Source organism: Terriglobia bacterium, from assembly GCA_020072645.1.
GTDB lineage: Bacteria > Acidobacteriota > Terriglobia > Terriglobales > Acidobacteriaceae > Angelobacter.
In genome coordinates, this window is record JAIQGK010000012.1 from 642,430 (window position 1) to 656,935 (window position 14,506).

Annotated in this window: 8 protein-coding genes and 2 pseudogenes; 7 read left to right on the forward strand and 3 right to left on the reverse strand. The window is 56.7% G+C overall.

The features are described 5' to 3' along the window. The first annotated feature begins 19 nt into the window (after positions 1-19). The 4 genes and pseudogenes from trpE to LAO76_19395 all read left to right on the forward strand — a co-directional run bounded on the left by trpE (position 20) and on the right by LAO76_19395 (position 8,515). A complete protein-coding gene (gene trpE / locus LAO76_19380; protein MBZ5493086.1) occupies positions 20-1,498 on the forward strand; it encodes an anthranilate synthase component I in 1,479 nt (492 codons plus the stop codon). A gap of 116 nt (positions 1,499-1,614) precedes the next feature. Further along, complete coding sequence (locus LAO76_19385; protein ID MBZ5493087.1) at positions 1,615-2,358, forward strand: hypothetical protein; 744 nt, start codon at positions 1,615-1,617, stop codon at positions 2,356-2,358. Continuing rightward, positions 2,289-6,845: a tetratricopeptide repeat protein gene (locus LAO76_19390; GenBank protein ID MBZ5493088.1), complete on the forward strand. Its 4,557-nt coding sequence runs from the start codon at positions 2,289-2,291 to the stop codon at positions 6,843-6,845. The genes LAO76_19385 and LAO76_19390 overlap by 70 nt, the downstream gene beginning before the upstream one ends. A gap of 560 nt (positions 6,846-7,405) precedes the next feature. Next, positions 7,406-8,515, forward strand: a pseudogene (locus LAO76_19395) (integrase core domain-containing protein). A 331-nt stretch (positions 8,516-8,846) separates the two neighbouring features. Here the strand turns inward: LAO76_19395 and LAO76_19400 are convergent. Beyond that, complete coding sequence (locus LAO76_19400) at positions 8,847-9,353, reverse strand: DinB family protein (GenBank protein MBZ5493089.1); 507 nt, start codon at positions 9,351-9,353, stop codon at positions 8,847-8,849. A 30-nt stretch (positions 9,354-9,383) separates the two neighbouring features. Continuing rightward, positions 9,384-10,217, reverse strand: a pseudogene (locus LAO76_19405) (class I SAM-dependent methyltransferase). 135 nt (positions 10,218-10,352) lie between these two features. On the opposite strand from LAO76_19405, the gene LAO76_19410 reads away from it, so the two are divergent. Further along, on the forward strand, positions 10,353-11,372 hold the full coding sequence (locus LAO76_19410; GenBank protein ID MBZ5493090.1) for an AraC family transcriptional regulator: 1,020 nt from the start codon (positions 10,353-10,355) through the stop codon (positions 11,370-11,372). Positions 11,373-11,399: 27 nt separating this feature from the next. Here LAO76_19410 and LAO76_19415 read toward each other — a convergent pair whose 3' ends face one another. Beyond that, entirely contained in the window at positions 11,400-12,200 is an 801-nt protein-coding gene (locus LAO76_19415; protein MBZ5493091.1) for a CDP-alcohol phosphatidyltransferase family protein, read from the reverse strand. Positions 12,201-12,552: 352 nt separating this feature from the next. Here LAO76_19415 and LAO76_19420 point away from each other — a divergent pair, with 352 nt between their 5' ends. Further along, the gene (locus tag LAO76_19420; protein ID MBZ5493092.1) at positions 12,553-12,942 is read left to right on the forward strand and encodes a VOC family protein; all 390 of its coding nucleotides are present in this window, start codon (positions 12,553-12,555) and stop codon (positions 12,940-12,942) included. A gap of 288 nt (positions 12,943-13,230) precedes the next feature. After that, entirely contained in the window at positions 13,231-14,499 is a 1,269-nt protein-coding gene (locus tag LAO76_19425; protein ID MBZ5493093.1) for a nucleotide sugar dehydrogenase, read from the forward strand. The last annotated feature ends 7 nt before the right edge of the window (positions 14,500-14,506 follow it).

Below are 14,506 nucleotides of genomic sequence, written 5' to 3' on the forward strand. Positions count from 1 at the left end.
GGCTAAGATAGGCCTCCTGATGCTTTTCCCCGATTACAAAGAGTTTTCCCGGCTGGCCGCAACGGCATCACTGGTTCCGGTGGCCAAGACCGTTGCTGCCGACTTGCGCACGCCTGTGTCAGCCTTCCTGAGCGTGGCCGCCGACGAGCCAAACGCGTTTCTGCTGGAGTCGGTGGAAGGCGGCGAAAAGATTGGCCGATACACCTTTCTGGGCGCGCGACCTTACATGGTTCTGCGAGCGCGCGGCCGCCAGATAACGATTGAGCGCAGCGGCAAAAAGACGCAGCAGGAAGGCGACGTCTTCAAGGTCCTTGACGGCCTCTTGAGCGAGCATACTCCCGCGGCGGTCCCCGGACTTCCGCCGTTTACCGCGGGCGCTGTCGGCTTCTTTGCCCATGATGCAGTGCGCCAAATTGAAAAGCTCCCTGTCATAGCCAAAGACGATCTCCAAATTCCCGACTGCAACCTGATGTTCTTCGATCGGCTGCTGGCGTTCGATCACGTGCGGCATGAGATTTTCATCATCGCCACCGCCGACGTCCGCCGCCAATCTCCCAAACAGGCATACGCGCAGGCGCTGCGCGATATCGCCAGGATTGAAAAGAAGCTGGCTGCGCCGTTGCCGGCAAAATTCCTTCGCGCGCCCAAGCCAAAAGCCGGCAAGGTGAAGGTTGCGATATCGGTAAGCAAAAAGCATTTCATCAGCACTGTGGAAAAAATCAAGGAATACATCATGGCCGGCGACGTCTTTCAGGCCGTGCCATCTTTGCGGCTTGAGCTTGAGCCCGGCGTTGAGCCGCTGAACATTTACCGGGCACTGCGGCGCGTGAATCCATCGCCGTATATGTATTTCCTCCGCATGCAGGAGATGACCGTTCTGGGCTCGTCGCCGGAAATGCTGGTCCGTGTGACCGGACGCAAACTTGAGTATCGGCCCATTGCAGGCACGCGCAAGCGCGGCCGTGATGAAGCCGAAGACCGTCGCCTGGAAGAAGAGCTGCTCCACGACGAAAAAGAGCGCGCGGAACACGTCATGCTCGTCGACCTGGGCCGCAATGACGTTGGCCGCGTCAGCGACTACGGTACCGTCCGCGTCCGTGATCTGATGTTCGTGGAGCGCTACTCGCACGTCATGCATCTGGTCTCCGCCGTTGAAGGCACCCTCCGCGCCGACCTCACTCCCATCGCCGCGCTGTCATCGTGTTTTCCCGCGGGCACTCTCACCGGCGCGCCCAAAGTCCGGGCCATGGAGATCATTGAGGAAGTCGAGCCCGTCCGCCGCGGCATTTACGGCGGCTCCGTTCTCTATGCCGACTTCGCCGGCAATCTCGACTCCTGCATCGCCATCCGCACCATGCTGGTGAAAGGCAAGAAGGCTTACGTGCAGGCCGGCGCCGGCATCGTGGCTGACTCAGTCCCTGAAAGCGAGTATCAGGAATGTCTGAACAAGGCCCAGGCCCTGGTCCGGGCGGTGGAGTTGGCAAGGTCAGGGGAATAGGAGAATGCGACTTCAAGAATTATCTATCCAAGAACACATTTCTATGGCACTCTACGCCTAACGCCCAACGCTAATCACTCGCAAGTCAGGTTCGCTTTGTCAGGTACACCATATACATGAGTTTCAGTTCTACTGGTTCCACCAAGCCAATGCTGTCTCTTGAGAGATTGCAGGAGCTTTATGACCGCAATCAATTTCTGGATGCATACCAGCTCAGCAGTGAATATTGGAAGCCATCCACGCGCTTAGAAGATCTTTCCACGGCTGAGCTGGTGTTGGGTGGCAGGCTTGCTTCGCGCCTGGGTAGCTCGCAACTTTCACGGCGATTGTTCAAAGAGGCTTTTCGCCGCGATCCTTCTGATCCCTCGGCTATCTACTACTCAAGTTATATTGAGCGGCGCGGTAAAGCACTCTTTGATGTGCTCCGTAAATTCGAATCAAACCCTGAAATTCCCGGCGCCAACGATGAAATTCAAGCCAGCATGTTTGCCTATCATGCGGTGCTTGCCGGAACTGTGCGCGATTTTGACCGCGCCCACCAGTATCTCAAGCGTGCCCACTCTTACAAGACGCGCGATGGCTGGGTGTTCAGCTGTGAAGCGGATGTCCTGGGGTTTGAAGATCGGTGGCCGGAAGCTTTGCAGTCGGCAGAGCAGGCCTGGCGGGTATCGCCCGGAACGCCGTTTGCCGCGCGTGGACTTGCCACAAGCTTGCTGAACCTTCGTCGCGCGCAGGAACTGCGGAGATTCTGGCGCAAACTGCGGAGAGCGGCCAGTCTTATGAAAATGCGGTGCTGGCCTGCTGGTATCTCTGCGCTGCCGCTGAAACCCACACCGGCGAAGAGCGCAGGAAGCTATTAGAACGGGCCACATATATTGCTGATGGTCTGGAAAAGCTTGCGCCACTCGCGGACCGTGGAACCAAATCGCAGATCGCATACGCTCGCATCGATATCGCCAGCATGTCTGACGATCATGCAGGCATGGAGCGGTGGGCTGCTGAAGCCCGGTCGCCATTTCATCGCAAGGTGTTGGAAAATTTACGTGCCAACCCCTCTGGCGCGCGTATTCGATTGCCGTTCCGCCGCGCCATTCAAAAGCATAATGCGTGTCTGCCAACAAGCTTGTCTTCAGCCCTGGCCTCTTCTGATGTTCATATTGATCCGGACACCATGGCCGGAGAAATCACTTTTGGCGGCACGCGTGAGTGGGCTGCCGCAGAGTGGCTGGAAAAGCGCGGATTGGTTGCGCGATTCTTCTCCGTCACGCCGGAAATTGCAGCCAAACTGATTCAGAACGGCATAGCGTTTGTCATGACTCTTGAAGAGGACTTCAGCGCGCACGCCGTTGCTGCTGTGGGCCTTGATGAAGCTGCCGGGACCCTGATCATTCATGATCCACAAAGCTTTCGCAGTACGGAGTATCTGCTGGAGAGTATTGGCCAGGGACAGATTCCGCTCGGGCCGTTGGGCACAGTGATTGTGCCGCCAGGAAAAGCTGCGCTTGTTGATCAGCTCCTGCCTGCCGAAAACACCGCAACCATCTCGCTGCACCAGTCATATCGGCGTGAAATGTTTCTCCACGGGGTTACTGCTGCCCGTTCAGTGCTTGAGCAGGCCATTGCCCGTTATCCTGCGCATCCTGTGACCCAATTGATGCAGGCGCTGCAGGAATTGGACGAAGCGCAAACCGGCAAGGCGCTCGCTCGTTATCAGCAGTTAGCCGTTGTTTACCCCAACGCAGCGTATGTTCGCAGCAACCTGCTTGCCAGTTGCCGGTCAATGCAAAACACAGCGCTGATGCGCGGAATATTGGCTGATATTGTAGAGCGTGGTGTGCTGCCAGGGGTTGAATCGCAACAGGTGTGGAAGTATCCGCCGGCGAATTACGCCATTGAATATGCTGATCTGCTGCGTGATTCCGATGAGACACTGGACAAAGCGCGCGCAATCATCAATTCAGTCATTCGCCGGCAGCCTTCGTATGGTCCGGCGTGGCATGTGCTGGCTGATCTTTTGTGGCATCAGAGAGATATTGAGGGTGCACTGTTTGCTTATCGGGTAGCTTCCTGCCTGAACGAAAGCAATGAGCATTACGCCACCGCCTTTTGCGATGCTCTATCGGAAGCAGGCCGTGAAGAAGAGGGTTTGCAGTGGCTTGAAAACCGTGTTCGCACGTATGGTTCGTCTCCACACGCTGTTGATACCTGGGTTACATGGATCAGTTCACTCGAAAAGCTTGGTCATCCCGGTCGTGCGCTTGCAGCCTCTGCGGAAGGTCTGGCAAAGCATCCAGAGTCGCCTGTTCTTCTGGCTTTTGTGGTCCCTTTTCAGGCACGCATGGGCCAATGGGATGAAGCTGAAGCTCTTTTGTCACGGCTGGAACAGTCAGGCAATCTTGCACTTTTCAGGGAGGCGGCGGTTGCGTTTCACAAAATGCGAGGCGACCTTGAGCAGTCAATCCAGCACGCCGAAGAATGGGTGGAAGAGCTGCCGCTTTCCATGCACGCACGGGATGAACTTGTTCTTCTGATTGCCAAGCGCGACGGTGATGATGCTACAGCGGCATTGGCAAAAAAATGGATGGCCGAACGTCCTGGCCATGACCACATGGAAAGTCTCTACTATCGCCAACTGGAGCGTGCGGGGGTTTCAAGGGCGAAAAAGTATTCAGTCCTCAGGCGGCGTGTGAAACGCAATCCTGAAGATGCATGGACATGGCGTGAAATGGGCTTCCATTGCCTGCGACAGTATGATCTTGCGGATGAAAAGTACCGGGGAAGAATTAAACGCCGCATGGAAAGCCTGATTGTTCAATGCGATCGCACCTCCCCCGGCCATGTTTCGACTCTATATTTGCACGCAGACTGGCAGCAGGCCCAGGGCGAATGGGCGCACGCGCTTGATCTCTGGATGAATGCTATCGCGCATGCTCCCAAGACTCTTTATGGGTATGAGCATGCATGGGATTGTGTCTCTCATCTTGATGCAGCAAAGCGCCAGGAAGTGTGGGAGAGCATGCAAACTTTGTTTCTCGGCAGCACAGGGCGGCTCCAGATTGCGCGAAACCTTGTCCTGATGGCAGCGAAACGATTCGGCGTTGCTGCGGCAGAGAAGTCGATCTCACATTGGACCACGATTCGGCCTGACGATCCCGGAGCCATTGAAGCATACGCTGACCTGCTGCTTGAACATGGCCATGGCCGTACAGATTTTGAGCGGGCCCTGGCGATGATTGGCCCTGCCATTGAACGCTTTCCTTATGATTCTGCGCTTCGGTTCTCGCAGGCTGATGCATTCAGGAAGCTCGGTAAATTTCAGGAAGCCGAAGATGTGTTGAATGAGATTGCGCGCCGGCATCCTGATAATTCTTCAGCCCAGATTCAATTGGCCAGAGTGCAGGACCGTCGTGGGCAAATTGAAGAAGCACTGCAGAGACTGGATGCCGCGATCCGTCGTGATCCGCAAAATACCAGCCTGTTTGAAGTGAAGATTGAAATTCTTATGCGCGCACGCCGTCTCAAAGAGGCTGTTACGGTCATCAATGCGGCATTGCAGAATTTCCCGCGTGTGGTGCACTGGCGTGAACGCAGTATTCATCTTCTTCTGGAATGCGGTGATGCTGAAGCGGCCGTGCAGGCGGCGCGTGGCGGAATTGTTGTCTATCCTGACGGTGCTTATCTGTGGCTGCTTCTTGGACGGACCCTTTACGATCACCGGCGCTTTGCCGCGCAGGGTGAAATTGAGGCCATCTTGCGGCAGAGCCTAGCCCTGAACCCGGGACTTTTTGCGGCCGCCGACCATCTGGCGCTTGTTTTTGTTGAGCAGCACCGCTATGAAGAAGCGGCTGACCTGATGCACAAGATCGTCAACCGGCTCGATGACCCGAGCCCTGCGCTGGGCCGCCTGGCGTGGATCCATCGGCAGGAGGGAAAGAAAAGACAGGCATTGATTGAGATAACAGCACTGATGACAGACGCTCCCTCGTATCGCTGGGGATGGAACGTTTTTATCGCGTGGCTGGAAGAAGACAAGGAATGGGGCACCGCGCGGCAATTTCTCGCTGAAATTCCGCCTGAAGTTCGCACGGATGTGCATTTTTGCCAGAAACGCCTGCTCTTACTGGAAAAAGCCGGCTTCACCGATGCCAAGCTCGATTCTGAATGGAGCACGCTGCTCGCCGATTTTCCAGAAGAGATTCCTCTACACCTGCTTCGTTATGACTTCTTGCACGAGCGGAAGCGGATATTTGATGCAATCGACGTGCTGGAAAAGGTCCGTCCGCTTGAACCGGACAACCCCTATCTGCTGGGCCGTTTTACTGAAGTGCTGATGGAATCCGGCAAGAAAAAAGAGGCCATTGAGACCTTGCTATGTCTCTTCTTTGCCTCTGCTGAGCCTTCTGTATGGCCGCCCAACTATGCCTGGGAGGCGATCCGCAAAGCAAACTGTGAGGCAGATGCCTATGCCCAAGCTCGCGCAAAATTGGCCACGGGAGCACGGCCCACATTGCGTACGGTGGCGATTCTTGCCGATTATGCGTTTGACCGCAACGCTACGCAAAAACGAACAACTCAGCCAATCTGGCGCGAGTGGTTCCCTGACCCTGGCGCGCGTGAAGTGCTGGAATTGTTGAAAGCTCTTGATGCAAACGAACAGAATGCCCAGGCTCTGCGCAGTGAATTTTTGCAAAAGATGAATGATTTTGGCTATCGCAGAGTTGTGGCGAGATATTGGAAAAAGCATCGCGCACAAGTGGAATCAAATACCCGCGCGTGGGCGGAAACCGGACGCGCTCTCACTGCGCTCAAGCGCAGAAAACAAGCGCGTGAACTGCTGGGCCAATGGCGTAAGCGTACCGGCGTGCATATGTGGACCATTACCAATCTGGTCACGTGTTACAACACATTCCGTCGCAAACAACTCCGCGAGATGGCCGCCACCTGCCATGACGCACTTGCGGGCCTGCCGCACGACCACTGTGCGCGCTTTCTGGCCCACGTTGAAGCCGAATCATATGCGCTTCTCGGGGACAAAAAGGCATTTCTGGAGATATGGCAGCGCTACAAACCCGCCTACTTTACCGGAGCCACCAAAGAGGGTGAATGGTTCCAGAATGCACGCAGAAACCTGTTGCATGAGATTCCCCTGATGGCTGGATATTTGGAAAAAGACCAATGGGTCAAAGCCAGAATGTTGCGTTGGCGTTGGCTCTGGAAGCAAAACGATTTCAAACTCCCGGCAATAAAACGCAGTCAAGGAAATTCCAACGTCAATATACGCTGGATCTTCTGGTTGATCTGGCTCTTGCTCATGCTCGCCCGTTTTGCCGCAAATCGAGGACCTTAAGGTTGAGGCGTTAGGCAGGCGCCCGAGTAGCCAGCCGAAATAGCTAACGAACTGGCGAAGAACCCGACAGCTTTTCCTTGGCATAAAGGCGAACAAATGGTAAATTTAGAGATTCGCTCCAGAGCGAAAAAGTGGGATGTTGAACGATCTTTGAAAATAAGCATTCAGCAATTAGCACTCAGCAATCAGCCAAATTGAGTGAGGCTTCGCCTGATTTAGATCGTTCAGCTTCCGGTTGGCACCTGTCGCTCACGATGACAGTTTGTAGCGCGGCGGTTGTTGCGCCGCGCGGCTTCTTAAGCTTGCGACCCTCTGCCGAATCTCCCAGCCGAATGGCATGGGGATGAAATGGGGAGGTTTCAAATAAGTGCCTTTGTTTGCAATAACGGCGTATGGGGATCTATGGGGAGGAATCGCGTAAGTCCTTTAGACATTGGGACCGAGGGAGGGGGGAGGGGCGATGCAGTGGGATGGTACGGACCGGGCGCATCCCTGACAGAATGGACCGGGCGGATACTTGACACTGTGAACGATGGCGGGCGCGAGTTAAGAAAGAGTGCATGCCATGGAAAACGAGCAGTGTGATGGAAGAGAAGCTGCGGTTTGTCTTTGAGTATGAACAGGGGCAGAGGTCGATGACGGAGCTGTGCCAACGCTATGAGATCGCGCGGGAGACCGGGTATGTGTGGATCCGCCGGTATCGCGAGCGAGGAATCGAGGGGTTGGTAGAACGAAGTCGGGCATCCTTGCGGCATGGGAATCAGACACCAGCCGAGATAGAGCGGATGGTTCTGGAACAGCGGCAAGCGCACATGCGCTGGGGGCCGCGTAAGTTAAAACGGATCCTGGAGCGGGATGAGCCCGGGCGAGTGTGGCCGGCGGCGAGCACCATCGGAGCGCTGTTGAAGCGGGAAGGTTTGGTGATAGGGCGGCGCAAGCGGCGGCGGACCGAGCCCTACAGTGAACCTCTGGGACATGCCGATGGACCGAACCGAGTGTGGTGCGCGGATTTCAAAGGCTGGTTTCGAACCGGAGATGGACGACGGATCGATCCGCTGACGATCACAGATGCTCACAGCCGGTATCTGCTGAAGTGCCAGGCAGTGGAGAAGACGGACACGGCGCGGGTGCAGGCGATCTTTGAAGCGGCGTTTCGCGAGTATGGACTGCCCCAGGCGATTCGTACTGATAATGGGGCACCGTTCGCTTCGCATGCGATCGCGGGATTGTCACGGCTGGCGGTGTGGTGGATCAAGCTGGGGATTGTGCCGGAGCGGATCGAAGCCGGGCATCCGGAGCAGAACGGAAGACATGAGCGAATGCATCGCACGCTGAAGCAGGAAGTAGCCCAACCAGCGGCAGCGAACTGGAGAGAGCAGCAACGAGTGATGGAGAGATTCCGTCAGGAATATAACCAGGTGCGGCCGCACGAAGCGTTGGCCATGCAGACGCCAGCTGCGGTGTATGAGGCGTCGGGAAGAAGTTTTCCGGTACGGCTGCCGGAAGTGGAATACCCGGACGAGATGCTGGTACGTCAGATAAAACACCAAGGGCAGTTTCGTTGGAAGAAGCAGGATGTGTTTTTGAGCGAAGTTCTCTGGGGTGAGCCAATCGGGTTGTTACCGACTGATGATCGCTGGTTCACCGTTTACTTTGCCCAAATACCCATTGCAAGATTCGACAGTAAGCAACTGCGAGTGACGCTGTTGCCCAAAGCAGGGGTTGACTACAAGGCTGATGCAGGGAAAGGGGAAGCGTCCCCATCCCCTGCACCCCCATCCCCTCAACCAAGTGGACCAGAAAGTGTCAGCTATGTGCCCGGTCTAAACTGTCAGGGATCCGCCCGTCCGTTCAGCGCCTATCGCCGAAATCGGAAAGCGAAAACCCACCACGGAGGCGCAGAGACGCGGAGGAGCCCGAAATCGGAACAGGGAAGGATGGCTCCGCAACGGCTTGCGACTGCTTTACCATTGCGGACGCCCATCTGCTATCGTCACCGCCTTACCGCTTCAGTGCCTTCCTTATCTTTGCCAGATGGTGCCAGCTATGCCGCAGCGCATGGTCTTCAATCACGAACTGAGCCGTCATGGGCGCGCCAAAGCTCAACGAGAATGGCGCAGCCTGATCGAGTTCAGCATCGGTCAAGGCGCGTACCGCGGCGGCCGCTTCACGGCTGTTTTTGCGCAGCAGTTCCAGCGTTGCGGCCTTGGTCGCGGACGCCTGGTCCTGAGCGTGCTTGGCATTGATCTGTGCCACGGCATCCCAGCTAACGTCTGTAACGGCATTGCCACCGGCCACCGCACCCGCCACGTCAATCTCAATCGGGTACATGCTGGCAACATGGTTCACGATCACGCCAACGGAGCGATGGTCCGTGCTGGAGACCGGTAGATGCCACTCAGCTTCAGAGATTCCTTCAGCAAACGCGGCCAGTCCGGCAGCGCCTTGCTCAATGCGGTCAGCCAGCAGCGCAGCGCGACGGCTTGCCGGAGTCTCTTTCTTGAGCAAATGCGGCCCGGGAGCATCCTGAGCGCCGTTGCGAGTGGCAACAACCTCAAGGTATTCGGCGGCAACCAGCGTGGTGTTGCCGGGTGCGGCGTTGTGTTCCGCCCACAGGCGGATAAGTTCACTGCGCAGCACCTTCTGCCCGCTTGCGTCCAGCGATGCAAAGGCGCGCGTCATGGGGCCGTAATTGAGGCGGAAGAATTCCACCACCGCATCCGGCGGGAAGGGATATTCCAAGCGATACAAGCGCGGAGTGAGTTTCAGCGTGACGATCCCGTCGCTGAAGCGCTCACGCACCGTGGCTTCATCGCCCCACAGCGCGGGCGACGGCATGCCGGAAGGAGCAATGTGTCTGGCAATCGTCTTAAACATCTGGCCGACGAAACCGCCGGGCGTCCAGTTGGCCATGGCGATTGTGCCGCCGGGCCGGCAAACGCGCGTCAGTTCAGCCGCAACCAGTTCCGGACGCGGCGCAAACATCGCCCCGAACATGCTGGTCACCGCGTCAAACTGTCCATCTTCATACGGCAGCGCTTCGGCATCGCCTTCTTCAAAGTTGATGTCCAGTCCTTCAGCGGCGGCGCGCGTCCGCGCTTTCTCAAGCCAGTTGATTGCGATGTCGCAGCCAGTCACTTTCGCGCCCGCCCGGGCCGCAATCAGGGCAAGCTGTCCGGCGCCGCATCCCACGTCCAACAGCCGCGCTCTCGGCTTGATTCCAAGCCGCTGGTAAAATACCTCCGCGTCCTTTTCCATGTAGCGCGCAAAAACGTCGTAATCCCCGGTCATCCATGTCGCTTTCAGGCGGGTTTTAAGTTGATCAAAATCGGCATTCGTCAATATTTCTTTTGCAACAGCATTCGTCGTCATCCGTGGCCATCTCCTTAACCTATGTTGGATCGGCGTTCGATCTGTTTACACTATGGGCTTATGCGGCCTTGAATACTTGATCGAGCGTCCCGTATCCTTGGCCCAAACACCTATAATGGCAGTGAGGCTGTTCTGATGGATGTGCTTTCCGATGTGCTGAGGGTCGTAAGGCTCGACGGCGCGCTTTTCTTTCATGGAGAGTTTTCAGCGCCTTGGTGTTTCAGGACGTCTGAATCAGCCGCGATCACGGCATGTCTCTCGCCCCAGTCGGGGCACCTGATCATCTATCACTTCCTCACGGAAGGCCGCGCCTACGCCAAACTTGAAGACGGAACGCGGGAAGAGTTGACCGCCGGCGACATCGTGGTCTTTCCCCACGGCGACGCCCACTTTATCGGCAATGGCCCATCTGTAAAACCAGTGGATTCATTCAAGACTTTTGGCCCCAACCTCACTGAGGGAGTCAAGGTCGCGCGTTATGGCGGAGGCGGAGAGCTTACCCGCTTCGTCTGCGGCTTCCTGGCCTGCGAACCGCGCATGAGCCAGGTCTTTCTTGCGGGCCTGCCGCCAATCCTGAAAGTGCATGTGGTCAATGAACCCTCAGGCGAGTGGCTGGAAAACTCTATCCGCTTTTCCGTCGGCCAGATGAGCGGCGCAAATGACGGAACCGGCCTGGTGCTCGCCAAGCTTTCTGAAGTGTTGTTCGTTGAGACCCTGCGGCGTTACATCACCAACCTGCCGCCGGACCAGATCGGCTGGCTTGCCGGCGCGCGCGATCCCTTCATCGGTCAGGCGCTGGCCCTGATGCATAAAAAGCCCGCTGATCCATGGACCGTTGAAGAGCTGGCGCGGCGCGTAGGTTTGTCTCGTACGCGATTTGCGTCTCGTACGCGATTTGCGGAGCGGTTCAACCATTTTCTGGGTGAGCCGCCCATGGCTTACCTTGCTCGGTGGCGCGTGAAGCTCGGCGCGGAGCTGCTTCAGTCAACCGAAGACAGCGTGGCTGAAGTCGCCGCCACCGTTGGATACGGCTCAGAGGCGGCCTTCAACCGCGCGTTCAAGCGAGAGTTAAATTGTCCTCCGGCCCAGTTCCGCCGCAAGCGCGTCTCTGCGCCGCCCGCGCAGGCTGTGCTAAAGAAGCGGCAAGGAGTGTGAGTGGCGGTATGTCCTCCGCTCAGACATTCACAAAGATGACTCACGGTGAAGATGCTGAGACGCTGAAAAAGGCAGCGCAGCCTGTCTCGCATTTGGCAGCGGCTTGCCGACCGGAATCGGTTCTTCACGGTACAGGCGTACGGTGTTGCGCACAGCGGAAATCACCATAATCAGCAACATGCCGGAGATGCCAAGCGTTCCAGCAACATCGAAGAACCGGTGAGCGCGCCCAAACAGATGCACGGTGGACTTCCACAGCACCGCGAGGTTGCCAATGGAGAGCAGGATGCGCAACTCCGTTGGTCCCATTTTGTAGTACGAAATTTTGAAGTCGCCCAGAGCATACGTGGCCAGATAAATTTCAACTGACAACATCAGATAAGCAATGAGCAAGCCAAGCGCAACCGCAGGCGACATGTATCCGGAAAGCGCCAAGCCGCCAAGAAGAAAGAACGCGCTGAAGGCGTCCACAATGTGGTCAACGTAAAAGCCGTAGCGCGGACGCGAGTGATCACGAAAGCGGGCCAGCGTTCCGTCCAGCGAGTCGCCCAGCCAGTTGAGCGCCAGGCAAAGCACAACCACGACCAGACCAAAGCGATTGCTGGCCGACCACCAGTAAGCCGCGCCGGCCGCCGCCATGGAAAGCAAGCCGAGCAGCGTTAGATGGTCAGAGTTGATCCAGGCCGGCGTTCTGGTCGCCAGCCAGATCAGGGTGCGTTTTTCCGCGTTAGCCAGGAAGCTTTGCTGTATCCGCTTGGCTTCCCGGAAGTTGGTCTTGCTTGAGCCAGGGTTAGGAATGGTTTGGGTAGATGGCCGAGTGTTGAGCATTTTTTGAATCACCTCCGATTCACGATTCCGCTTGCGACCCGCGGTGAGGGATGGAAGAAAGCTTGGAAGGAGCTGCGCTTTCCGCCAGTTCCCGCCGCAGTCGCTTGCTATGACGGCACTTTGCTCCCGGACGAAGTCAACCGGCAATGCACGCCGACTCATCCGCGGGTAAAACCGAGATCAACAGCTAAGCGCCAGAAAAGGCGATATTTAGGCGAGATCGAGAAGGACATAAACATAGCCGGATGCGGTCAACGCACCCAATCCCGCCCGCAGTCAGGGTGCGCAGCATGGTACGGGGCTGAAGAATATCCTTGAGCAGCGGGGACGGCAGGCAGCAGAATGAGAGACCGTGTTCACTTATAAAGGCGTCGACCACATTGCGCTGGTAACCAAGCGGCTGGCCGCCATGAAGACCTTTTATATAGAGAAGCTGGGAATGACCCTGGAGCAAGAGAGCAAATCAAAGGCCGGTTACAACATTGTTACGCTCCGGGCCGGGGAGTCGTTGATCGATTTGTTTGAAGCTTCGCCCACAAACCCTGCGCCCACGGCCAACCTGAGCGAAGAGCATATTTGTCTATCTGCCACAGGATCAAGCATTTACGACGTGATTGCCACCTTCAAGCGCAAAGGGATGGATCCCTCGCAGGCAGAGGTTAACACGGGGGCGAAAGGCAAAGGGCTCTCCATCTGGGTACGCGACCCGGATGGACACAAGATCGAAATCAAGATGGATTGATGAGACAACCTGAAGCAAAAAGCACTGGCATGGGCCTTAGTTTTGCACTAGAATTCGTGCACGCTGGCGATTGGGGTGGGGCGAGAAAAGCCTTTAAACATCGGGATCCGGACATGCACTTGTGCTTGGTACATGTCCTAATACGATCTTGCGGTGTACTAAGTAAAAGCTTCTAATCACAACTGCTTGAGTTAGTCAGCACGGCAACATAAAAATTAAAGACCAGTTGGCGAACCCTCAATAACTTCCCCCGAGTCGCCGATGCTCTAGTTTTCTCCAGGAGAGTTTATGCAGATCGGTGTCTACGGTTGTGGGTATCTGGGAACTGTAGTGGCTGCGTGTCTTGCCGATTTTGGCGTGCCCGTGACAGCGTATGGCAGCGACTCTGTGAATACCACGTTGCTCGCCAGCGGCATTTTGCCCTTCCATGAAAAGAATTTAAGTGACATTGTCCGCCGCGGCGTCCGCTCCGGGCGGCTTATGTATTCCACGCACTTGCAGTCCATGGTGCAGCGCGCAGAAATCATCTACCTGGCTGAAGACGCCAACCGTGACATGGAAGCCATCTCCATGGAGATTGCCAATTATTGCGATCACGGTCAGATTCTGGTCCTGGTCACCCCTGTACCAGTGGGCACGGCGCACAGGATTGAAGAACGCCTCAAGGCCTCCGGAAAGAACATCACGGTAGTGTCCCATCCGCTGTTCCTCTCTGAAGGCTGCGCGGTGGAAGACTTCAACTGGCCGGACAGAATCGTTCTGGGAACCACGTCAAACGCTGCGGTGACTTCCCTGAAAGCTCTTTACCGACCGCTGGTGATGCGCGGCGTTCCGGTGATTGTTACCAGCCACCAGACAGCAGAGCTGGTGCGTGAAGCTTCAACGGCATTCCTGGCGACGAAAGTTTCCTTTATCAATGAGCTGTCCAGCTTGTGCGAACGCATCAATGCCGACGCTGTTGATCTGTCTCTTGCGCTCGGCCTCGATAAGCGGATCGCGCCGCGGTCGTTGCAACCGGGATCGCTGGGCGGAAGCTTTACTGAATCAGACATGGACTCGCTGGCCAATCTTGCCGCCGGTTCCGGCGTGTCACTCAAGATTCTGAGCGCCGCGCGTGAAGTGAATCAGGAATTTTGCGGACGCATCATGCGGAAAATCAATAGTGCCATGGGCTCGGTTGAGGGCAAGCAAGTCGGACTGCTGGGACTGGCATTCAAGCCGAATACGAACTCCGTTGTCAGCTCCGGCTCCATTCGCCTGGCGCGCAGCCTCATGGAAAGCGGCGCGCACGTGAAAGCCTATGATCCCATCGCAATGCCGGACGCGCAGCAGGAGCTCAGCGGCAACGTGCGCTATTGTGATTCAGCGTACTCCGTAGCAGAAGGCGCGGACGCGCTGGTTCTGGGCACGGGCTGGCCGGAATTCCGCACGCTCGATTTTGACCGCATTCGCCGCATCATCCGCAACCCTGTTGTGGTGGATACCAAAAACCTGCTCGACGGTCCACGCATGAAAGCCCTGGGCTTTGAGTATATGGGCGTCGGACGCGGCGCATAGTTTTCCC

Coding starts and splice junctions, on each gene's coding strand:
- LAO76_19410 (MBZ5493090.1), top strand. CDS start 10,353: ATGGATGTGCTTTCCGATGTGCTGAGGGTCGTAAGGCTCGACGGCGCG.
- trpE (MBZ5493086.1), top strand. CDS start 20: ATGCTTTTCCCCGATTACAAAGAGTTTTCCCGGCTGGCCGCAACGGCA.
- LAO76_19415 (MBZ5493091.1), bottom strand. CDS start 12,200: ATGCTCAACACTCGGCCATCTACCCAAACCATTCCTAACCCTGGCTCA.
- LAO76_19385 (MBZ5493087.1), top strand. CDS start 1,615: ATGAGTTTCAGTTCTACTGGTTCCACCAAGCCAATGCTGTCTCTTGAG.
- LAO76_19425 (MBZ5493093.1), top strand. CDS start 13,231: ATGCAGATCGGTGTCTACGGTTGTGGGTATCTGGGAACTGTAGTGGCT.